Genomic DNA, 20,191 nt, shown 5'->3' on the forward strand with positions numbered 1-20,191 from the left:
TTGAAAATTAACGCAATTACTTAATATTAGAAAAGTAACGGGTTAATTAAAGAGAGCCCTAATTAATTCCAGTAGAAAAGATTTGTCAATTGAGCTTTCTTCGCTTTTGTCGTAAAGGGTTAACATATTAATATCTATATCTCCATCAATTTCCGTTACGAGATAGGTTATTATTCTATATCCTCCACTTTTGCCTTTGCCCTTACTTTTAATGGCTAACCTCACTTTACGGAGACCACCACCTAAATCGACTCCTTGTTTCGGATCGCTAATTAATTCTTTTTCAAGTTCGGCCAAATCACCGGGCAGAGAAATGTGCTTTTTCTTTAACGCCTTGGCCTTTCTTACAAAAACAGGGGTATAGATTATTCTATTAGCCATCAAATATCTTTAAGTGTCAATGGCTTTATATCTCCGTCTTTGATTTGTTTGGCTTCTTTTAAAGCTTCGGCTATTTCGTACGTTAATGAGCTTTCATCTGGTGTCTTAATAACCTTCGCTTTGAATTTCTTCAGAATTGCCAACACCATTTCTGCATCATTATCATTAATCTGTACAGTGAAAGTTGTCATATCACAAATTTATATTAATATCACCCATTCAACAAGCTGCCAAACAGTTGCTGGTGCCAGCTATCTTTAAACGGCACTTCCCATTTGGTGTGCAGGTCTGCCAGGGTTTGGATGGTGTTATTGAATACGGTGGTTTGGGCGTTGATGTTCTGCTGTTTGATCAGTTCTTCAAACTGCGCGCGTGAGGCAGAAAGTATTTCTTCGCCGGCGCGATAGGCCAGGTTAAAGCGATCGAACAGGTTGATGTTAAATTCCTGCTCAATATCTTTCATAACGCGTACCGATTTATCGATAGAACAACCGCTGGCGCCGGCCTGGCTTTCGTCTACAATCAGTATCAGGAAACGGTTATAGCGCACTTCTGCCATGGCTTTCAGGGCATTGTTGTGGGCGGTCCAATTAGTGGTAAACGCATCTAACTGGGTTTGAATGCGGCGGGTTTCGCCTTCACTTAGCTGTCTGTCTGCCTGGTAGATCCACACTCTAGAATTTTCAGAAAATTGCATATCGCAAAAATAGATCAAATAATTATCTTCGTAAAGCGTTGTGATGTTATGAGAAGGCCGTTTTTGTCAAACCTCTGTAAACCATTTGTTTTACTGACCATTGTTGCCGCCCTATTGTGTGGTTTTAAGGCTGCGCCCGATGTTGCCGAACTGCTGGGCTGGAGCAATCATTGCCTTAACCGTTATTACGATCAATCGGCAGAGAGCAAACTTAAAAAACTCGAACTGACGCTTACCGATGATTATTTTTTCCGCCTGCGCAAAACCTATCAGACTGGCAAGCAGGAGTATTTCTCTATGAAAATGCACAGCTTTGATGACCTGGATTATTCAGGTTCACCCACAGCGGGCACACTCATCATCAAAACTAAGGCTGATGATATTATTGTACAGACGTATAATGATCGCCTGGGGAACGTCGATTCTATGGCTACCCAGCTTAACATTCCTGTAAAAGATATGGATGTAGAAGAGGTAGATAGTCTGCGCAGTGCGTTGATTAGCTTAAAGCAAGCTGCAGAAGCGCGATAAACAAATTATAACCCGTTTGCCCGGGCCACAATCTCGGCCACATCCAGCACTTTTATTTCCTGCTCTTTGTCTGAGTGTTTAACGGCGTCGCTGAGCATGGTCATGCAGAAGGGACAGGCCGCGGCTACCACCTGGGCTTTGCTTTCCAGTATATCGTCCATACGTTCCATGTTTATGTCTCTTTTGCCGGCTTCTGGTTCTTTGAACATTTGCCCGCCTCCGGCACCGCAGCACAGGCCGTTACTGCGGCAGCGTTTTAGTTCTACCAGGTCGGCATCCAACGTTTCCAGTGCTTTGCGTGGTGCCTCGTAAACGTTGTTTCCGCGGCCGAGATAGCAAGGGTCATGGTAGGTAATGCGCCGACCTTTAAAGCTTTCGCCGCCCTCTGCTTTCAGTTTGCCTTCGTCTATCAACTGCTGGATTAATTGTGTGTGATGAATCACCTCGTAGTTGCCGCCAAGACCGGGATATTCGTTTTTAATGGTATTGAAGCAATGCGGACAAGCGGTCACAATCTTTTTAATGCCATAGCCATCCAGTACCTGAATATTCATCATGGCCTGCATCTGAAATAAAAACTCGTTACCCGCGCGCTTGGCCGGGTCGCCGGTGCAACTTTCTTCGGTGCCCAGTACTGCGTAGCTAATGCCGGTATGATGCAAAATTTTGCAGATATCGCGGGTAATACGTTGTGCCCGTTCGTCAAAACTACCGGCGCAACCTACCCAGAACAGTATTTCCGGCATTTTACCTTCGGCAGCCATTTGGGCCATGGTTATTGGTTCATTGATCATAGTTCATGGTTCATGACTTTTGTTTTTGGTTGATAATTTATAGGCCATGAACTATGAACCATCAACTATTAACTCAGAAGCTACGCGCCGTTAGCCCAATTCAACCTGTCGGCCTGGCTATACTTCCATGGCGCGCCGTTGTTTTCTACGTTGCCAAACATGTTATTCAGGCTGGCCGGTGCTTGCGATTCTTCCATCACCACGTAACGGCGCATCTCGGTAATAATTTCTAGTGGATTGATGTTTACCGGACAGGCGTCTACACACGCGTTGCAGGTGGTACAGGCCCATAGCTCTTCGCGGGTGATGTAGTTATCCAACAGGGTTTTATCGTCGGTATGGTCCTTGCCGCGCTTGTCTATATTAAGGCCCACTTCGGTGATCCGGTCGCGGGTATCCATCATGATCTTGCGGGGCGACAGCAACTTACCTGTCTGATTGGCCGGACAAACCGATGTGCATCTGCCGCATTCGGTGCAGGTATAGGCCTCCATCAGATTTTTCCAGGTCAGGTCGGTTACATCCTTGGCGCCAAAGCGGGCTACCTCCGCAGGCTCGGGCTTGAAGGATGGATCGAGCATGGCTTTTACCTCGTTTGTAACCGATGCCATATTGCTGAATTGTCCCTTAGGGTTCAGGTTGGAATAATAGGTATTCGGAAATGCCAGCAAAATATGAAAATGTTTAGAGTAGGGGAGGTAGTTTAAAAATGCCAGGATCCCCACAATATGGAACCACCAGCAGCCGCGCTCCAAAAGTTCAAGTGCGTTTTCATTGCCGGGAAGAATTGATGATAATGCACCACTTATTGCAAATCCGCCGGTGCCGTCTGTATGGAAAGACTGTAATCTGTGCTCGGCCGCGTTCATGGTTAAGAAAGCGCACATTAATAATATCTCGGCAATTAAGATGTAATTGGCATCAGATTTTGGCCAGTTTTTCATCTCCACGCCATTAAAGCGCTTTAGGTGCAAAATGTTGCGTCGCGCCAAAAATGCTACGCAAGCTACCAGAACCAGCACTGCCAAAAACTCAAATGCATCAATTAGATAGACATAATAACTACCCAGTGGGCGCGAGAACACCCGGTGCGAGCCAAAAACACCATCAATCAAAATCTCCAACACTTCAATGTTGATGATGACGAAGCCAACGTAAATAAACAAGTGCAATATGGCTGCCACCGGCCGTTTGCCCATTTTACTTTGACCCAATGCCACTTTAGCCATGGTTTTCCAACGCAGGGCCGGGTTATCTGATCGATCCACGGGGCGGCCCATCCGGATGTTACGACGGATCTTACCTACATTTTTGCTGAACAGCCAAATGGCCGCCGCCAGTATCAGTATAAAAATTACTTGCTCGATCATTTGTTATGCATGCATAGTATTTGTAACGAATGTATAAAATACTTTTTAAAATTAAAGTTTAAAAGAATTCTAAATTAACGATGCTAGCAGCATTTATTTGTTTAAGAAAGTAAGATACGTTTAATAGGTGAACCGATAACGTTTAAGGTTGGGCCGATGCTCTTTAAGCCGCGATTGCTCATACTGCATCAGTACCCGGGCCAGGTTTTTTAAAAATGGCAGACATACGGTGGTGTACTCGTATTTGTTATCGTTATAAATGCCGTCTTCATTTGATTGTACTACTGCCGAGAGCAGGAACTCGGCGCCGGTTTTAAAGTTGACGATGTATGCGTTATCAATATCATAACCATAAGAATCGCCTACTTTATTAAAAATGCGGACGTTGGGATCGATACTGGCGGTGCTGTCTCCGCCATAGTATAAGAACTTGCAGTAAGCCGGGAAATAATCGGGGCGATGGTAAGCCGGGTGATCGCTCTCGGTAGGATACATGCTCATGTACCGGTAAATAAATTGTTATTGGGCGTTGGTAAGATTAAAGCGCTGTTCTTTTGGAAAGACCTCAGGGAAGAGCAAATGTTTCAGTACCGTTTGCTGATCAGCCAGGGGATAGTTGTTCTTGTCAGAAAAATCAAATGGGGCCATTACCAACTGATCGTTTTTATCAATATAGCCTTTGCCTTGCTGCAGGTTTTCGGTGGCATACATGGGGTAATCGTGGCTGTCGGTTAGCGCCGGTTTGGTGTACACCAGTTTATCGCCATTATAAAAACGGATCTGGTTGGTGTGCCGGGCGCTCCCGCCGCCATCGCCAACGGCCAGGCGGCTTACTATGCGGGTTTGTATCAGTCCGTACTTCTTTAGCTTTAGGTTAATTTCCTCGCGCCCCACAAACTCATACAGGCGGTTATAAGCATCGTTATCGCTCACCAGTAGTATCTTCTTTATGTAGTTTTCTAAGCTGGGTAATCCGTTGGTAGATGAGGTATCGCGCGTTACCCAGGTTTGGCCCGCATAGCAGCTGTCTGTTAACATGGCCGATTGCAAGGTGAGTCCTTTTATCTTCAGCTCGTTCACTTTTTCCATCGCAAAAATCAGCGTCGGCAATTTCACGGTGCTGGCCGGGTAAAAATAATGGCGTGGGTTAAGGTGATAACTAAATGAAGTGAAATGTGGATTGTTGTGCGAGTCTCGGTCAATCTGTGTATATAGTATCTGCACCTCGTTTTGTGTAGCTTGCTTTAAGATATTGCCAAACAGATCTGGGCGACTTTGCAGCAGTGTTTTCAGAAATACGGTGTCGGGTTGCTGTGCGGTAGCGCATAAACATAAACTGCTGATAAAGACAAGCAATAGCAATTTTTTCATCATTGGGTAAGGCAATAAATGTATAATATAATAAATGAAAAAAAGGTTTAAGCTATTAAGACGAAAAGCTTAAATATGCTGGACAATTTTGTATAGTGAAAAGAGAAGATTTCAGAGTATTTCAATTTGGTGTAGAATAACTTTGCTACTTATCAATTTAATACCCCTAAAAAATATGAAACTGTGGATTTTAAGTTTGCTTAGTCTCTTTTCTTTGGCCTCAATTTCTGTTTCGGCACAGAAAAAACACCAAGACAACCAATTTATTTTAAATGGTACCATAAACGGCCAAATAGATGGCTCGGTATATGTAAGATACCGGGACCTGCATGAGAAATTTGTTGTAGATAGCTGCAAGTTGCAGAACGGCCATTTTAGTATTCAAGGTTCTATTAAAGAACCCACCATCACATTTATCTCCACACTTAAAAAAGCCATCCCTGATGATGATGATATGGAAGCCGATGGCAAGAACTCCACACTGTTCTTTTTAGAACCGGGCACAGTAACCGCCCAGCTCAATCCATCTGATTTTAAAAACGGACAGTTTAGCGGCTCTGCCTCACAAGTGCAGTTTGCTGAGCTTAATGGTAAACTGATGAAAGCAGGTAACGCGGCAGAGAAAGCCGATATTACCCGCCGTTTTTATAACCAGTACTCAAGCTCGTACGTTACCGCTTATTTGGTGAGTGATTCGCACTATAAGCTCGATAGCCTTAACGCATGTTATAAGCGCCTTCCGCCAGCTGTCCGGAAGTCATCCTACGGTGAAGATATTCAGGAAAAAATAGAAAAGAAGGAAAAGGTAGCTGTTGGTCGCCGCGCGCCCGATTTTAAACAGAAGGCGGCAGACGGCACAGAGGTTTCGCTGGCCAACTTTAAAGGGAAATACCTGCTGCTGATTTTCTGGAGCTCGTCTGATATGTCAAGCCGGGCCCAAAGTATGGAGCTGGCGAATGTTTATAATCGTTTTAAAGACAAAAATTTTACTATTCTGGGGGCATCGATAGATGGTGAAAAAACCAGAAAGGTATGGCAAAAGGCAGTACAGCAAGACAATTTACCGTGGATGCAGTTGGCACCGCTGAAAAACAACCATAACCCAGCTGCTATACAATATGATGTTGAGGTACTGCCGGCAAGCTTCTTGATCGACCCGAAAGGGAAGATTATTGCTGCTGATTTGAGCGCTAAGGATTTAGATAAAAGTTTGGAAGCAATGCTGAATCGCTAATGGCCACGTGCTGATGCATTGACTATTTTGAAAACACGCTATATAAATAGTGTGTTTTTTTATATGCGGACTAATTTTAGGTGCCGAAAACCAGACTTCACGGTTGCGTAAAAATATTTAGGTATTCCTTACGTATACTATTTGAAATCGGTACCTTTAGTTAACTCCTTTCTGTACAGGAAAGTTGTTACCTTGTTTAGTACGAACGTCTGCTGTTACCCTATACCTATGATAGAAGATAAATACGGGAGTGTATTATTTAACGCCTATCCAATACCAGCCATTTTATTAAAGGCAGACCACCCCACTTATACCATTGTTGCTGCAAATGATGCCTACTTTGCCTTCACCAACTCTAGCAAAGAAGAGATAATAGGATATAGTTTAATAGGTTTTCTAGAGGCTTATCTGGAAGATGCCGATAAGCTGTTGCCTGGTCTGCAAAACGTACTGCTCAATAAAAAAGCCCATAAGCAGCCTGCTGTTAAATACAACTTCCGCACGCCACATACTAATGAGGTGGTGGTAAAATATCTCGAGGTATTTAGTAATCCCTTATTAGGGGATGATGGAGAGGTTGAGTTTATTTTGCGCACAATAAGTGATGTTACCGAGCTGGTAGAAGCGCAGCAAAATGAAAAATCCATTCATGAAAATCTGCTTAAGCATGAGATGTTTTTAAATGAATCGCAGCGCATTGCAAAGATAGGCTATTGGGAGGTGGATTATATCAACAGCATCATTACCTGGTCTGACGTGCTGAAGGAGATATATGAGGTGCCGCCGGCTTACCAGCCAACGTATGAAACGGGCATGGCCTTCTATAAAACGAATGAGTACAGGGAAATAATATTGAACGCGGTAAACGAGTCTATTAAACACCATGGCGAGTTTGATATAGAACTGGAAATTATTACCGCGGCGGGTAATGTACGCTGGTTGCGAACTACCGGCAAGGCGGATATGGAAGATGGCATATGCGTGCGCCTGTATGGTGTAACTCAGGATATAACTGCCTCTAAAGCGGTTGAAAAAGAGCTGACAGATTCACGTAATCAATACCAGGCGCTTATCGAATCGGTAGAGGGAGTAGTGTGGGAGGCGGATGCTGATACATTTGAGTTTACCTATATCAGCAACAAAATAAATGACTTGCTGGGATACTCGCCCGAAGAATGGTTGAGCGATCCGAATTTCTGGGCTAATCATATTTACCAGGGCGACCGTGAATGGGCCGTAACTTTTTGCCAGGCCCAGACAACCAAAGGTCTGAACCACGTTTTTGATTACCGTATGATCAATGCCGACGGGGGGATAGTGTGGATAAAGGATCTGGTGTCTGTAATTGCCGAAAACGGCAAGCCTAAATTGCTGCGGGGGGTAATGATTGATATTACAGAGTCTAAACTACTGGAGAACCTCGATAATCTTGAAAAAAATGTGCTGGAACAGGTTGCCAATAAAGAGGACGATTTACAGCAGGTTCTTGTTAGCTATTTAAGAGGTATTGAGAATTTGTTACCCTGCATGAAATGTTCTTTGCTGCAGGTAAAAAACAATAAAGTATATACACTGGCTGCACCCTCGCTTCCAAAAGATTACACCGATGCTATAAACGGCAAGCCAATAGGTGCTAAGGCCGGCTCTTGCGGTACAGCAGCCTTTAGGAAAGAAAAAGTAACAGTAACCGATATAGCAACAGATCCCTTGTGGGACAATTACAAGCCCTTTGCTTTAGCACATAACCTGCGAGCATGCTGGTCTTGTCCTATTATTAATAGCGACGGTGAGGTAATGGCCGTATTTGGCATGTATTATGGCGATATTAAAGAGCCTGGCGATGCCGAACAGCTGGTGATAGATCGTTCTACCGCGATGCTGAAGGTAATATTAGAAAACAGACAAGGTGCCCGGATCATTGAAGAAACCACCATGCTGATGACGCAGGGGCAGGAGCTGGCAAAGTTTGGCAACTGGCAGTGGGACATACAAAACAATGAGGTTAAATGGTCTGACGAGTTGTATAATATCTACGGAGTAGATAAAAAAGTACACGTGGCTACTTACGAAAGCTACATGGCTATGCTGCATACAGATGACAGAGAGCCGGTGAGAGATATACTGTTTAAAGCGCTTAACACGCATGAGGATATTGTATTTGAAGAGCGGATTATCCGCCCGGATGGTGAGACCCGTCACCTGAAATCATGGGGGAGAGTGCTTTGCGATAGCAATGGCCAGCCCGAGAAGATGATTGGTTCTTGTTTAGATATTACGGCCGCCAAAATTGCAGAGTCTCAACTATGGGAGATTGCCTGGATGCAATCGCATTTAGTGCGTGGCCCGTTGGCGAGGTTGATGGGATTGGTTGGTTTACTACAAGAAGAGCAGCAGGTGAGCAAAGAAATTGAAGGAGAGTTGTTGGATTATATCATGACCACTGCGCATGAGTTAGATAAAGTTGTCAGGGATATTTCAAACAGAACCGTAACTCAACCTATATAAAGCATTACTGGCTTTTAATTAAGTGGTGAGTCTAAACAAGAAAAGCCTTCAGGTTGCACCTGAAGGCTTTTCTTGTTGGTGATGATAGGGTTTATGCTTTTTTCACAAACTCAGATTTAAGCGCCATGGCGCCAAATCCATCAATCTTACAGTCAATATTATGATCGCTGTCTACCAGTCGAATGTTTTTAACCTTGGTGCCTGCCTTTATAGTTTGCGAAGTGCCTTTAACGGGCAGGTTTTTGATGGTTACTACCGAGTCGCCGTCTTGCAAAATATTGCCGTTGCTGTCTTTCACCACAAACTGCTGATCTGCAGCATTATCTTCTTCCGGGTTCCACTCGTGGCCACATTCGGGGCAGGCCAGCAGGCCGTTCATTTCATACGTAAAGGTTGATTTGCACAAAGGGCAAGGGGGCAGTTCTGTCATCTATAAAAATTTGGGCAAAGGTAAAAATTGCTGCCCGCAATTGAAAAATGATAAATATCACTATTGCAATTGAGGCCTTTCCCGGAAATTTATACCGGTATACAGCTATATTGAGTATATAAATCAACAGAGTAAAACATGAACTTTTTCAAAGCCAAAACAACTTGGTCCAACGCTGAATTTATTCCGCTGAAATTGTGCATCGCATCAATTTACATTGTGGTCGGCAGCTATTTCCATGATTTTTTTAGCAAGTACTATATCGGCTTATTCGTGCTTTTTGCGGCCACCGTTATTTGGAGCGTCTATTTATGGATTAAAAAGATGAAAGAAGCTAACTAAGTTATACCAGCCTGCAGGGCACTTCCAGATCTTCTGTAACGTAATAGCTGCAACATAGGCGGTGATAGCCATCGGCTATAATCAGCCCTGTTTCGCTTCGCACCAGTAATATGGGCGAGAGCTTTTTCTTCTTTTTTATTTTCTTCAGATTTTCCTGTACGTGAATATTGTCTTCTGGCAATAGCGGCAGCCTGCTTGCTCTTAATATATCTTTTGATTTTTTCTGGATGGTAGGGGCCAATCGCAAAGCAGTCACAAACTTTTCTGCCTGTTTGGGCAAAAAGAGCAGTTCCAGATAATCCTGCGCGGCGGGGTAATCGTGTGGTTCCGGGTCATCTTGCCAGATGTCTTTCGGGGTTTCTGTCTTTTTATGTTTTATGGTGGGTATTGAATATTTTAAAATCGATATGAAATAACCTTGGGATGATGGATCAGATTTGCAATCAGTTGCTCATGGTTTTTAATATTGCCGGTTATAAGCCAGGTGCGCGAAAAACTAACAGGGCTACTGTCTTCGCCCAACAAAAAATATTTCAATTGGTACTGTTTAAACAGGGCTATACATTCGTCTGCATCGGCTGGTGTAGCAGTGGCAATATGGTATTCCCGTATTTTATGGTGATTGTCAATATAAGCCTGTAGCGGCAAGAGTAGTTTCAATATAACCAGTATCACCAGTGTGCCTGCCAAGGCCATGTAAATATGGCCCGAGCCCGCGCTCATACCTACAGAGGCGGTGGCCCAGATGGTGGTAGCGGTGGTGATACCTTCTATCTTGTTATTATCTTTAAAAATAACCCCTGCCCCCAAAAAGCCAATGCCGGTTATAATATTGGCAGCTAGCCTGTCTGGGTTGCTTACCCCAATTTTGATCGACAAAATGGTAAACACGCACGACCCAAATGATACCAGTATAAATGTGCGAAGCCCTGCCGACTTATTGCTGTACTCGCGCTCGGTGCCTATTACGGCTCCAATTAAAATAGCCACGCACACCATCAACAGCTCCTGCAGCATGGTAGGCATGTCAAACCCCTGGATCATATTATGTAGCATAACTGAATTTACGAATAAAATAAATTTGGTTGTGTGGTTTTTTGTGGATACGCCTGATTTATATGAATAGCCAAACAGGTATTAAAGCGAAGTTCACTTTAGTTGAACTGTTTTTCTAATCAGGCAAACTTGGTAAGCAGAGGGATGAGGGTCATTTAGCAAAAGACATGGCTACAATTCCGCAGATAGCTTTTACCAGCAATGCTCCGTCAATCAAAATAAGATAGTAAACCAGGCTGTGTCTTTTCCGCATGGTATAAACTACATATATCATAAGCAGGAACGGAATGCAATTGATAAGGATCTGTAAAGGCAGCAGGCCCCTATACAGTGCAAAACATATTAGTGCGAACAGGCCGATAGCCAGCAACGGCATCAAAATAAAAAAGATAGTGCGCCTGAGCCCGAACCGGACAACAAAGGTTTTTAGCTGGACGTTGGCATCCGATGGGTAGTCTTTGACGTCGAACATGATGGCGTTTACGGTGCAAAACATCCAGTTTTTAACAAATAAAAATACCCAAAGCACCGCATCCGGATAAGCGTTCCCGGTTTCTATATGCGTCATCATCATAGGGGCCAGATTTGCACAGCAGGCCCACACAAATCCAATCACAAACGCTTTGAGCCAACCCACGTTTCTTAAGTTCAGAGCTCCAGGCAATAATCCATAATATAAAGTGGCCGTGATTAAAATGACTGCAAGAAATATCCAGGAAATCAGCGGCAGATGCAGCAGGCGGTTGGCATAAGTTACAAATAAGTCTACAGAAATAATGGCCGATAAACCGATCATTATTGCCTGGCTGTATTGTATAAATTGCCGGTGTTTGGCATACCAACGGCTTCGTGGATCAGCCTTTACCGGGTCAATAGATTGATGTTGATAGGCATAGGTATAGTACACTATAGGGAGCATAAACAACAAGGCATAATATTGTAATGAATTATGCGGCATGTGTAATTGGGCAGAAGCTTCTAGATTAAAAGCGATTGCCAAAAAACCAACAAAATAATTACCAAAAAAGAGAAGCCTTAACCCCTTATTCATGCTGTAGGCAGGATTTTAATCGAGCGTTAAATTTACATAAATATTCTCGTTGCATGTAATTATAAACTATTAATCGTAATATTGCGATATATATTATGGGCATTACCAAAACAGAAATATTTACCGAAGAGCAGAACAAGCTGGCGGTGCAGTTAAAAGCCATTGCTCACCCTGCGCGTATCGCCATTTTACAACATATTATGCAAGCAAATGCCTGTATTTGCGGTGACCTTGTTGATGAGTTAGGCCTGGCGCAAGCAACCATATCTCAACACCTGAAAGAATTGAAGAATGCCGGGCTTATTCAGGGCACTATTGAAGGCGTGAGTGTATGTTATTGCATTGAACCCAATGCCTGGAAAAACCTGCAAATGGAGCTGAATAAGCTATTTGGCTCTTATCAGACCAAGGGCAACTGCTGTTAAAATTTTTTGAATTAATATATCGCAATATTACAATGGAAGCTATGGAGACATTAACCTGGGGTAATTTTAAAGCCCGATTAGAAGCAAATCCCGAACTGCATCTGCAATTCCAGTATGAAGAAGGTAAGCTTGCAGACACCTCTTTTCATATTACAGAGATCAAGCTGGCGCCAATTACATCGGTAGATTGCGGTGGCGTAATGAACAAATGGACAGAAGTGATTGTGCAACTGTGGGAGCCTGGAGAAAAACAAGCAGAGCGTAGCATGAAGGTGAATAAAGCGCTGTCTATTATTGCTGTTGTAGAGCAAATGTTACCGTTGGACGGCGATGCTATTGTGAAAATAGAATTTGGCAATTCGCAGTTTGATACCCGCCAAATGTTCCCGGCTGATATTACAGTAGCTGGTGATACGCTGACGGTAAATCTAACCCCAGATTTTGTACAATGTAAAGCACAAACCCGCGGCGGTAGTTGCGGTACAAATGATAAGGGCGAAGAATGCTGCGCCCCGGTTGAAAAACCAACAATCAAATTGGTGAACCTGGTAACTCAAACAGATGCCTGCTGTACACCTGGTGGCGGATGCTGCTAACTCAAAACAAACCCCTAATTTCCTCATACATGAAAAATATTCTCGTTCTATGTACCGGTAACAGCTGCCGGAGCCAGATGGCCGAAGGTTACCTTCGTTTTTATGCTGGCAACAAAGCCAATGTTTACAGTGCTGGTGTAAAAACTCATGGCGTAAACCCCAAAGCTATCCAGGTGATGGCCGAAGATCATATCGATATCTCCGGGCATACTTCCAATCACGTTGATGAGTATCAGCACATCCCGTTTGATATGGTAATCACCGTGTGTGATAATGCTAACGAGGCTTGTCCGTTTTTTCCTGGCAACGTACAACGTTTTCATCAAAACTTCCCTGATCCTCCAAAGGCAACTGGCACCCCCGATGAAATTATGGATGAGTTTAGAAGAGTGCGGGATATGATCAAGGCCTACTCTATGGATTTTGTACAAACCTATTTATGAGAAGATATGTGGCCGAGCTACTCGGTACTTTCATTATGGTGTTTTGCGGCACCGGCGCGATGATTATTGACCAGCAAGCGGGTGGCGCAATTACCCATGTGGGGGTGGCAACAACCTGGGGCTTGGTGGTGATGAGTTTGATCTATGCGCTGGGCGATATTTCGGGCGCGCACATGAATCCGGCTGTGAGTATCGCTTTTACACTTGCCGGCCGTTTTGAAAAAAAACACTTGTTGCCTTATATTTTAAGCCAGGTTTGTGGTGCTTTACTGGCTAGCACAGTTTTAAAACTGTTGTTTCCCGCTAGTGCGTCTTTGGGTGCAACACTGCCAAGCGGAAGTGCAATACAATCTTTTGTATTGGAGCTATTGCTCACTTTCTTTTTGATGCTGGTGGTTCTGAACGTAGCGTGCGGCGACAAAGAGCGGGGCCTATTTGCCGGTATTGCCGTCGGCTCTGTGGTTGGTTTAGAAGCAATGTTTGCCGGACCAATATGTGGCGCATCCATGAATCCCGCCCGTTCGCTCGCCCCGGCATTGGTCTCCGGACATTTGGAAAATCTATGGGTTTACCTGATTGCTACACCACTGGGGGCTACTGCAGCCATCCCAGTGTGGAATTATCTGACAAGTAACGGTAAAATTGATACGATATGAGGATTGCCTTGTTTTCTGATGTGCATGCTAACCTGCCGGCACTTGAGGCGTTCCTGGCGGATCTGGATAAATGCAAGCCAGACGCGGTCTATTGCCTGGGCGATCTGATTGGCTATAACATTTGGCCTAATGAAGTGATTGCAGAGATTCGTAAACGTGGGATAGCCACACTAATGGGTAATCACGATCAGAAGACCAAAGGTTACGCCTACGAGCTGGTGACCGCCGACAATAGGAGTTACCTAAATACCTTACCGGCACATATTCGCCTTGAGTTTCTTCGGGATGATTATTCGTTTCATATATTGATGGCGCATGGTAGCCCGCGAAGCATCAATGAATACATGCTCGAAAATCTGGGCGAAGATTATGTAACCGAAATGATGAACGAGGTTAAAGCGAATGTGCTTTGTGTAGGCCATTCGCATTTGCCCTATTACCGCACTATCGGCGATAAACATATTATCAATGTCGGTTCTGTTGGCAAACCAAAAGATAATGATCCCCGCGGTGGCTACGTTGTGCTGACAATTGGAAATGATATCAAGGTTGAGTTTATTCGATTTGCCTATAACGTAGAAAAAGCCGCCAGAGCGATAGAGGTCAGCCTTTTACCTAATGAACTAGCCGACCGGCTTCGGATGGCATTTTAAAGGTCATTAATCCGTTGAACTAAAAAAACGCTTATAATACAAAAGCCTTCAACGAAAGTTGAAGGCTTTTGTATTTCTGGTGGTGCAGGCTTTAATTCACGCCAAATCTTAGCCAGGGTGTTTCAATACTCCAAAATATAGACAACCGATACACCATATTTTAAAATTCAGCAACCCGATGCGTTATAACGGTTGTGCCCAAAAAAAAGCCCTCAACTTTCGTTGAAGGCTTTCTGGTGGTGCAGACTTTAAATATAACAAACCATTTCTTCTATGATTTGAAGCGATTGGCAGACTTAGACTTAAATTGAACGTGGTTCAAAATTAACCGAATATTTATATTTACAATCAACTAAATCAGGGAGTTAATAAAGTGAAAAAAATATTCATAGTTCTTATTTTATTCAATGTTTCAACGTATAGTCTTTACGCTCAAAAGAAAACGATTGAAGGAAGGGTTATTGATGATAATCTGAAAGCTTTGCCTTACGTGTCAATTATGATCAATGACACTGTTAAAATAGGTAAGACAGACCTAAATGGTTTTTTTCATATAGAGATACCTGTTTCCGTTAAAAAGATATTATTTAGTACTGTTGGAATAGAGCTAGCGTCTGTAGAGCTTGCAGAGAAATGTGATGAAGTAGAAGTTGTAATGATGTTGAGTGGTACTTATGATTTTATAACCCATAGGAGGGTAGATCAACTTCGGATGAAAAGATTTAATAAATTACCGGAACTACATAAGGTGGCGTTTGAGAAAGGGATATTTAAAACCATTAAAGCTTGTTATACCCAAGAGTTTATACCTTGTTTTAAGAAAAGCAATGTAAAACGTTAAGCAGCCCCAAAGGTTCTTTAAAAAAAAAAGCCCTCAACTTTCGTTGAAGGCTTTCTGGTGGTACCAACTGGGATCGAACCAGTGACACATGGATTTTCAGTCCATTGCTCTACCATCTGAGCTATGGTACCCTTTTTTTGACGTTTTGTTCCGTCGTTTTGGGATTGCAAATGTAGTGCGTTTTTTGATTTAAAGAAACTTTTTTTGAAATTTTTTTGAGCTTTCTTCTGTGGTTGGAAATTGAGCTGATTTAACGTTCTGTAAACCTTGTGTTTAACTTATGGAGGGTTGGAGGTTTTTTTTTCTCTTTTTGTAATAATGGCTTCACGTTTGATTAGGTCTGCCGTTTTCAGTCGGGAAAATATTTGTCATCTGCTCAAAATGGAGCTGTTTTTTTGGTTTGAGTATAGTTGAGAATAGTAAATCACATTGTTTAAACACTGGCAAAACCTTAACTTGTCTGTTGTTTCCATGAAAAGAATTTTACCGGTTATCGTTATTTCCCAGTTTTTCTGCACCTCGTTGTGGTTTGCAGGCAATGCCGTTATTGGCGATATAGCACGTGAGTTTCACCTGCAATCTGGCTTTTTGGCTTACTTAAGCAGTGCAGTGCAGCTGGGATTTATTACCGGTACGTTGGTTTTTGCCGTGTTGGGTATTTCAGACCGGTTTTCACCGTCGCGGGTGTTTTTTGCTTGCGCAATGATTGGTGCTCTTATCAATTTGGGGGTGGTTATTGCCGGTATTAGTCCCGCAGTATTATTGTTGCTTAGAGCGCTTACCGGTTTTTTTCTTGCAGGCATCTATCCGGTAGGGATGAAAATAGCAGCCGATCATTATGAGCGCGGACTCGGCAAATCGCTTGGCTTTTTGGTAGGAGCATTGGTTGTAGGTACAGCTTTTCCGCACCTGCTTAAATTTGCAATGGTGGGCTTGCCCTGGCGATATATTGTTTATGCAACGTCGGCGCTTGCAATGGCGGGGGGGACGGCAATGGTGCTTCTGGTGCCGGATGGGCCATATTGTAAACCCGGTCAAAAGATTCAGCCTTCGCTGTTTTTGCAGAGTTTTAAGAACAGGCAGTTCAGGGCTGCGGCGTTCGGCTATTTTGGACACATGTGGGAGTTATATACTTTTTGGGTTTTTGTCCCCATAATTTTGTCGTCCTACAAAGCCTACTTTCATCTGGAAGCATTTAATGTTCCGTTACTTTCATTCCTGATCATTGTTGTGGGGAGTTTGGCCTGTGTGGTAAGTGGCCTTTTGTCGCAGCGTTTTGGAGCAAAAAAGGTAGCCGCTATTGCGCTTGCCATATCTTGTTTGTGCTGTTTGGCGTCGCCATTGATGCTTTTCAATGCGTCGCAGTCGGCATTTTTAGTATTTATGTTGATTTGGAGCGCGTCCGTCATCGCAGATTCGCCGTTGTTTTCTACCCTTGTGGCGGGCAATGCACCTGCCGAGTCAAAAGGTACCGCTCTAACCATTGTTAATTGCATTGGCTTCGGCATTACAATTATCAGCATACAGTTTTTAAGCGCGATACATACCAGCGGCAATACCCGGTACATCTTTACGCTGCTGGCTATTGGTCCGCTGTTGGGGTTGTTAGCTTTGGCCGCTGGCCAAAAGTCAAAGTTGTCGTGCTGACTTAACGGTAGGTACACAGCAACCGGCAGGCTACTGTTTCAGCAAAACTGACTATCTTCAAGCCGGCATTAAGGCCATTTGCACATCCACATGACCATGAAAAAACAGCTGCTTTTTGCACTTGTACTGTTCTGCAGTGCGGCATCGGCACAAAAAAAATATACGGCCAGTTGGGCATCTATAGACTCACGACCCATTCCGGCCTGGTACACCAATGCCAAGTTTGGTATTTTTATCCATTGGGGCGTGTATTCGGTGCCCGCTTATGCACCGGTTGGTAAAGAGTTTGATGTTTACTCCAAGTATGCCGAGTGGTACTGGAACCGGTTAGAAAATGATACTACCAATGTAGGGCGTGCCTTTCGCCATTTTCATGAGAAAACCTACGGCAAAAACTTCAAGTACCGTGATTTTGCGCCGATGTTTAAGGCCGAGCTGTTCAACCCCAGTCAATGGGTCGATCTGTTTGTGGCTTCGGGGGCTAAATATGTAGTGCTAACCTCTAAACATCATGAGGGCTACACGCTTTGGCACAGTGCGCAATCGCCGGGGTGGAATAGTGTTGACGTTGGTGCGCACCGGGATCTGGCCGGCGATCTTACCCATGCCGTAAAGGCCAAAGGACTGAAAATGGGTTTTTATTATTCGCTTTATGAGTGGAACAATCCGCTATATCATAGCAACGTACACCGTTATGTAAGTGAGCACATGCTGCCGCAATTAAAAGATCTGGTTACCCGTTATCAGCCTGATATTATTTGGCCCGATGGCGAGTGGGAGCATCCGGCAGGTACCTGGCGGAGCGCCGAATTTTTAGCATGGTTGTATAATGATAGTGCTGTGAAGGATGACGTGGTGACGAATGACCGCTGGGGAAGCGATACCCGGAACAAGCACGGCGGTTATTACACCACAGAGTATGATTTGGAGGGCGATAAGAATGTCAAAAACAAAAAAATAACCCATCCGTGGGAAGAGTGCCGTGCTATCGGCGGTTCGTTTGGCTATAATCGTAACGAGAACTTTGCCGATTATAGCACGCCTGACGACCTGATCCATGTGCTGATAGAGAAAGTGGCTAAAGGCGGTAATTTGCTGTTAGATATTGGTCCGGCTGCAGACGGAACCATCCCGGTGATTATGCAGCAGCGCTTAATGGATATTGGCCATTGGTTAAAAATTAACGGCGATGCTATTTACAATACGTCCGTTTGGGCCGGGGCTTACGCCAGCAAGCATCCAGGGGTTTTCTATACCCGCAACGGTAAAGATTTGTATGTGCTTTGCGAGCAGTATCCGTCGGTACCTTTAAAAGTTAGCGGTATTAAAAAGCCTGCTAGCATTATTTTGTTAAGCACCCATGGTGCTGTATCTACTGCCTATACCGGTAAAACTTTGACAATTGTGCCTCCTGCTTTCACGCCCAAATCGGGCAGATATGCCTGGGTGTTTAAATTGGCCGGGGCGTTGGACTAACTATAATTTATACGTTTGGTCATTGCCGTAAGGACCGACATTTTATAACGTTCGAATAATTGGGGGCGATCTTCATTATCCCCCCCTCTAAACACAATCTTCCTTTCGGCGTTAAACCAATATGCTGAAACGAATATTGGTCTGTTTGGTATGCGGATACGCTTGGTGCCAAGCTCAGGCTCAACCTAAAACACCGGCACAATTGTACCCGGGCTTGTTTGACGCTGTGCAGATGGAGCGCATTTTTCCCGATGGCAAAACTTTTCCTGATTGTACCCCCAGGCGTTCTGCCGTGGCCATTATGGTTAGCTATAACAAGCAGCGCACCGATCCTGGTTTTAATTTAAAAAGTTTTGTACAGGATAACTTTACCGAACCTGCCCCGGCAGGCTCAACCTATCGCAGTAATGTGAAGAAAGGCGTGCAGTATCACATTGAAGAGCTATGGAATGTGTTGCAGCGCCATGCCGATACCGCTACCAACTCCTCGCTTATTCCGTTGCCGTATAGCTACGTGGTGCCCGGCGGACGTTTCAGGGAGGTTTACTACTGGGATTCATACTTTACCATGCTTGGCTTGGAAGAAAGTAAGCGTTATGACGTGATCAGCAATATGGTCAAAAATTTCGCTTATCTAATAGATACCTATGGCCACGCACCCAACGGCAACCGTACGTACTATCTGAGCCGCTCGCAACCGCCATTTTTTGTGCTGATGGTAGAATTGCTGGCCCGATATACCGATCGCGGTGTACTCATTACTTATCGCCCGCAACTAATTGCCGAGTATAATTACTGGATGAAGACCGGCCCGCAACTAAAGCCGGGCCAAACGAGCAACAATGTGGTGTGTATGCCTGATGGTAGTCTGCTTAATCGTTATTGGGACTATAGCGCCTCTCCACGCGACGAATCGTATCGGGAGGATGTTCTGGGTGCTCGCGAGTCAAAACAGGCTCCAGTGGCTTATTATCGTAATATCCGGGCAGCTGCCGAGTCGGGCTGGGATTTTAGCAGTCGCTGGCTGGCAGATGGCAAAACGCTGGCCACCATTCAAACTACAGATCTGGTGGCTATCGATCTGAATTGTATCCTTTACCGGCTGGAACAAACCATCGCCTCGTCATACCGGTTAAGCGGGCAGGTTAACTCGGCCCAATTTTATCAGGCCAAAGCCCGCCAGCGTCAGAAAGCTATCCTGAAATATTGCTGGAATGCCTCGCTTGGCGATTTTCAGGATTACAATATCAGAACCCGCACGCTATCGCCGCAGGTTACTATTGCCACGGCTTATCCGCTTTTCTTCAATATAGCTACTACAGCTCAGGCTAAGCAAATAGCCAAACTGATAGGTGCAAAGTTTGTGCGTGCCGGAGGTGTGGCCACCACGTTAGTCAATACCGGGCAACAATGGGATAGCCCTAACGGCTGGGCTCCGCTGCAATATATCACCATAACGGGCCTGCGTAATTACGGACAAGATAGCCTGGCGCATGTAATCAGCTCTCGCTGGATCAGCACCAATACCCGGGTGTTTATGCAAACCGGCAAACTACAAGAAAAGTATGAGGTAGAAACCACCGGTAACCAGGCCGGCGGCGGCGAGTACCCGCTGCAAGATGGTTTTGGTTGGACTAACGGCGTGCTGGAAAAGTTAATGGGAGCGGGGAAGTAAATATTACAAGTGGCCTG

At 44.4% G+C, this 20,191-nt stretch carries 24 protein-coding genes and 1 tRNA gene; 13 read left to right on the forward strand and 12 right to left on the reverse strand.

Going from position 1 to position 20,191, the window contains the following annotated elements; translation table 11 throughout:
• Window positions 1–42: 42 nt before the first annotated feature.
• From ABZR88_RS05070 to ABZR88_RS05080, 3 genes are read right to left on the reverse strand one after another with little or no spacing between them, the layout of a single operon-like run.
• Window positions 43–381, reverse strand: a complete 339-nt coding sequence (locus ABZR88_RS05070; protein WP_107831286.1) for a type II toxin-antitoxin system RelE/ParE family toxin — start codon at window positions 379–381, stop codon at window positions 43–45.
• A complete protein-coding gene (locus ABZR88_RS05075) occupies window positions 381–572 on the reverse strand; it encodes a hypothetical protein (protein WP_107831288.1) in 192 nt (63 codons plus the stop codon). Before ABZR88_RS05075 ends, ABZR88_RS05070 begins: the two co-directional genes overlap by 1 nt.
• A 20-nt stretch (window positions 573–592) precedes the next feature.
• Window positions 593–1,078: an ABC transporter ATPase gene (locus ABZR88_RS05080; RefSeq protein WP_107831290.1), complete on the reverse strand. Its 486-nt coding sequence runs from the start codon at window positions 1,076–1,078 to the stop codon at window positions 593–595.
• A 48-nt stretch (window positions 1,079–1,126) separates the two neighbouring features.
• Here ABZR88_RS05080 and ABZR88_RS05085 point away from each other — a divergent pair, with 48 nt between their 5' ends.
• Complete coding sequence (locus ABZR88_RS05085; RefSeq protein WP_107831292.1) at window positions 1,127–1,609, forward strand: hypothetical protein; 483 nt, start codon at window positions 1,127–1,129, stop codon at window positions 1,607–1,609.
• Window positions 1,610–1,614: 5 nt separating this feature from the next.
• On the opposite strand, the gene ABZR88_RS05090 is transcribed toward ABZR88_RS05085, so the two are convergent.
• The 4 genes from ABZR88_RS05090 to ABZR88_RS05105 all read right to left on the reverse strand — a co-directional run bounded on the left by ABZR88_RS05090 (window position 1,615) and on the right by ABZR88_RS05105 (window position 5,147).
• Complete coding sequence (locus ABZR88_RS05090) at window positions 1,615–2,403, reverse strand: (Fe-S)-binding protein (RefSeq protein ID WP_107831294.1); 789 nt, start codon at window positions 2,401–2,403, stop codon at window positions 1,615–1,617.
• 80 nt (window positions 2,404–2,483) lie between these two features.
• The gene (locus tag ABZR88_RS05095) at window positions 2,484–3,773 is read right to left on the reverse strand and encodes a (Fe-S)-binding protein (protein WP_107831296.1); all 1,290 of its coding nucleotides are present in this window, start codon (window positions 3,771–3,773) and stop codon (window positions 2,484–2,486) included.
• Between the two features lie 120 nt (window positions 3,774–3,893).
• On the reverse strand, window positions 3,894–4,274 hold the full coding sequence (locus tag ABZR88_RS05100) for a hypothetical protein (protein ID WP_245917115.1): 381 nt from the start codon (window positions 4,272–4,274) through the stop codon (window positions 3,894–3,896).
• An 18-nt stretch (window positions 4,275–4,292) separates the two neighbouring features.
• Window positions 4,293–5,147 (reverse strand): serine hydrolase, encoded by an 855-nt coding sequence (locus tag ABZR88_RS05105; RefSeq protein ID WP_245917116.1) that lies wholly within the window; start codon window positions 5,145–5,147, stop codon window positions 4,293–4,295.
• Window positions 5,148–5,319: 172 nt separating this feature from the next.
• On the opposite strand from ABZR88_RS05105, the gene ABZR88_RS05110 reads away from it, so the two are divergent.
• Together ABZR88_RS05110 and ABZR88_RS05115 are read left to right on the forward strand one after the other, a co-directional pair.
• Complete coding sequence (locus ABZR88_RS05110) at window positions 5,320–6,378, forward strand: redoxin domain-containing protein (RefSeq protein WP_107831298.1); 1,059 nt, start codon at window positions 5,320–5,322, stop codon at window positions 6,376–6,378.
• Between the two features lie 228 nt (window positions 6,379–6,606).
• Window positions 6,607–8,883, forward strand: coding sequence for a PAS domain-containing protein (locus ABZR88_RS05115; protein WP_107831300.1), 2,277 nt, complete (start codon window positions 6,607–6,609; stop codon window positions 8,881–8,883).
• A 91-nt stretch (window positions 8,884–8,974) separates the two neighbouring features.
• On the opposite strand, the gene ABZR88_RS05120 is transcribed toward ABZR88_RS05115, so the two are convergent.
• Window positions 8,975–9,313, reverse strand: coding sequence for a zinc ribbon domain-containing protein YjdM (locus ABZR88_RS05120; protein ID WP_107831302.1), 339 nt, complete (start codon window positions 9,311–9,313; stop codon window positions 8,975–8,977).
• A gap of 138 nt (window positions 9,314–9,451) precedes the next feature.
• On the opposite strand from ABZR88_RS05120, the gene ABZR88_RS05125 reads away from it, so the two are divergent.
• Window positions 9,452–9,655 (forward strand): hypothetical protein, encoded by a 204-nt coding sequence (locus tag ABZR88_RS05125; protein ID WP_107831304.1) that lies wholly within the window; start codon window positions 9,452–9,454, stop codon window positions 9,653–9,655.
• Window position 9,656: 1 nt separating this feature from the next.
• On the opposite strand, the gene ABZR88_RS05130 is transcribed toward ABZR88_RS05125, so the two are convergent.
• The 3 genes from ABZR88_RS05130 to ABZR88_RS05140 all read right to left on the reverse strand — a co-directional run bounded on the left by ABZR88_RS05130 (window position 9,657) and on the right by ABZR88_RS05140 (window position 11,669).
• Window positions 9,657–9,935, reverse strand: coding sequence for a hypothetical protein (locus tag ABZR88_RS05130; RefSeq protein WP_211309874.1), 279 nt, complete (start codon window positions 9,933–9,935; stop codon window positions 9,657–9,659).
• A gap of 116 nt (window positions 9,936–10,051) precedes the next feature.
• Complete coding sequence (locus ABZR88_RS05135; protein ID WP_245917117.1) at window positions 10,052–10,711, reverse strand: MgtC/SapB family protein; 660 nt, start codon at window positions 10,709–10,711, stop codon at window positions 10,052–10,054.
• Window positions 10,712–10,862: 151 nt separating this feature from the next.
• The gene (locus ABZR88_RS05140) at window positions 10,863–11,669 is read right to left on the reverse strand and encodes a UbiA family prenyltransferase (protein WP_245917118.1); all 807 of its coding nucleotides are present in this window, start codon (window positions 11,667–11,669) and stop codon (window positions 10,863–10,865) included.
• Window positions 11,670–11,857: 188 nt separating this feature from the next.
• Here ABZR88_RS05140 and ABZR88_RS05145 point away from each other — a divergent pair, with 188 nt between their 5' ends.
• The 6 genes from ABZR88_RS05145 (at window position 11,858) to ABZR88_RS05170 (ending at window position 15,376) form a co-directional block, all read left to right on the forward strand.
• Complete coding sequence (locus ABZR88_RS05145) at window positions 11,858–12,187, forward strand: helix-turn-helix transcriptional regulator (RefSeq protein ID WP_107831310.1); 330 nt, start codon at window positions 11,858–11,860, stop codon at window positions 12,185–12,187.
• Between the two features lie 41 nt (window positions 12,188–12,228).
• A complete protein-coding gene (locus tag ABZR88_RS05150) occupies window positions 12,229–12,783 on the forward strand; it encodes a DUF6428 family protein (RefSeq protein ID WP_245917119.1) in 555 nt (184 codons plus the stop codon).
• Between the two features lie 29 nt (window positions 12,784–12,812).
• On the forward strand, window positions 12,813–13,226 hold the full coding sequence (locus ABZR88_RS05155) for an arsenate reductase ArsC (RefSeq protein ID WP_107831314.1): 414 nt from the start codon (window positions 12,813–12,815) through the stop codon (window positions 13,224–13,226).
• Window positions 13,223–13,882 (forward strand): aquaporin, encoded by a 660-nt coding sequence (locus ABZR88_RS05160; protein WP_107831316.1) that lies wholly within the window; start codon window positions 13,223–13,225, stop codon window positions 13,880–13,882. Before ABZR88_RS05155 ends, ABZR88_RS05160 begins: the two co-directional genes overlap by 4 nt.
• The gene (locus ABZR88_RS05165) at window positions 13,879–14,535 is read left to right on the forward strand and encodes a metallophosphoesterase (RefSeq protein WP_107831318.1); all 657 of its coding nucleotides are present in this window, start codon (window positions 13,879–13,881) and stop codon (window positions 14,533–14,535) included. Before ABZR88_RS05160 ends, ABZR88_RS05165 begins: the two co-directional genes overlap by 4 nt.
• Window positions 14,536–14,908: 373 nt before the next feature.
• Window positions 14,909–15,376 (forward strand): carboxypeptidase-like regulatory domain-containing protein, encoded by a 468-nt coding sequence (locus ABZR88_RS05170; RefSeq protein WP_170113687.1) that lies wholly within the window; start codon window positions 14,909–14,911, stop codon window positions 15,374–15,376.
• Between the two features lie 55 nt (window positions 15,377–15,431).
• On the opposite strand, the gene ABZR88_RS05175 is transcribed toward ABZR88_RS05170, so the two are convergent.
• A tRNA-Phe gene (locus ABZR88_RS05175) sits at window positions 15,432–15,507 on the reverse strand.
• A gap of 340 nt (window positions 15,508–15,847) precedes the next feature.
• On the opposite strand from ABZR88_RS05175, the gene ABZR88_RS05180 reads away from it, so the two are divergent.
• From ABZR88_RS05180 to treF, 3 genes are all read left to right on the forward strand, one after another.
• Entirely contained in the window at window positions 15,848–17,023 is a 1,176-nt protein-coding gene (locus tag ABZR88_RS05180) for a nitrate/nitrite transporter (protein WP_107831322.1), read from the forward strand.
• Between the two features lie 96 nt (window positions 17,024–17,119).
• The gene (locus tag ABZR88_RS05185; RefSeq protein ID WP_107831353.1) at window positions 17,120–18,499 is read left to right on the forward strand and encodes an alpha-L-fucosidase; all 1,380 of its coding nucleotides are present in this window, start codon (window positions 17,120–17,122) and stop codon (window positions 18,497–18,499) included.
• 121 nt (window positions 18,500–18,620) lie between these two features.
• Window positions 18,621–20,174: an alpha,alpha-trehalase TreF gene (gene treF / locus ABZR88_RS05190; RefSeq protein WP_107831324.1), complete on the forward strand. Its 1,554-nt coding sequence runs from the start codon at window positions 18,621–18,623 to the stop codon at window positions 20,172–20,174.
• Window positions 20,175–20,191 lie beyond the last annotated feature (17 nt).

Origin of the sequence: Mucilaginibacter yixingensis (assembly GCF_041080815.1) — a bacterium.
In the GTDB taxonomy this organism is placed as follows: domain Bacteria; phylum Bacteroidota; class Bacteroidia; order Sphingobacteriales; family Sphingobacteriaceae; genus Mucilaginibacter; species Mucilaginibacter yixingensis.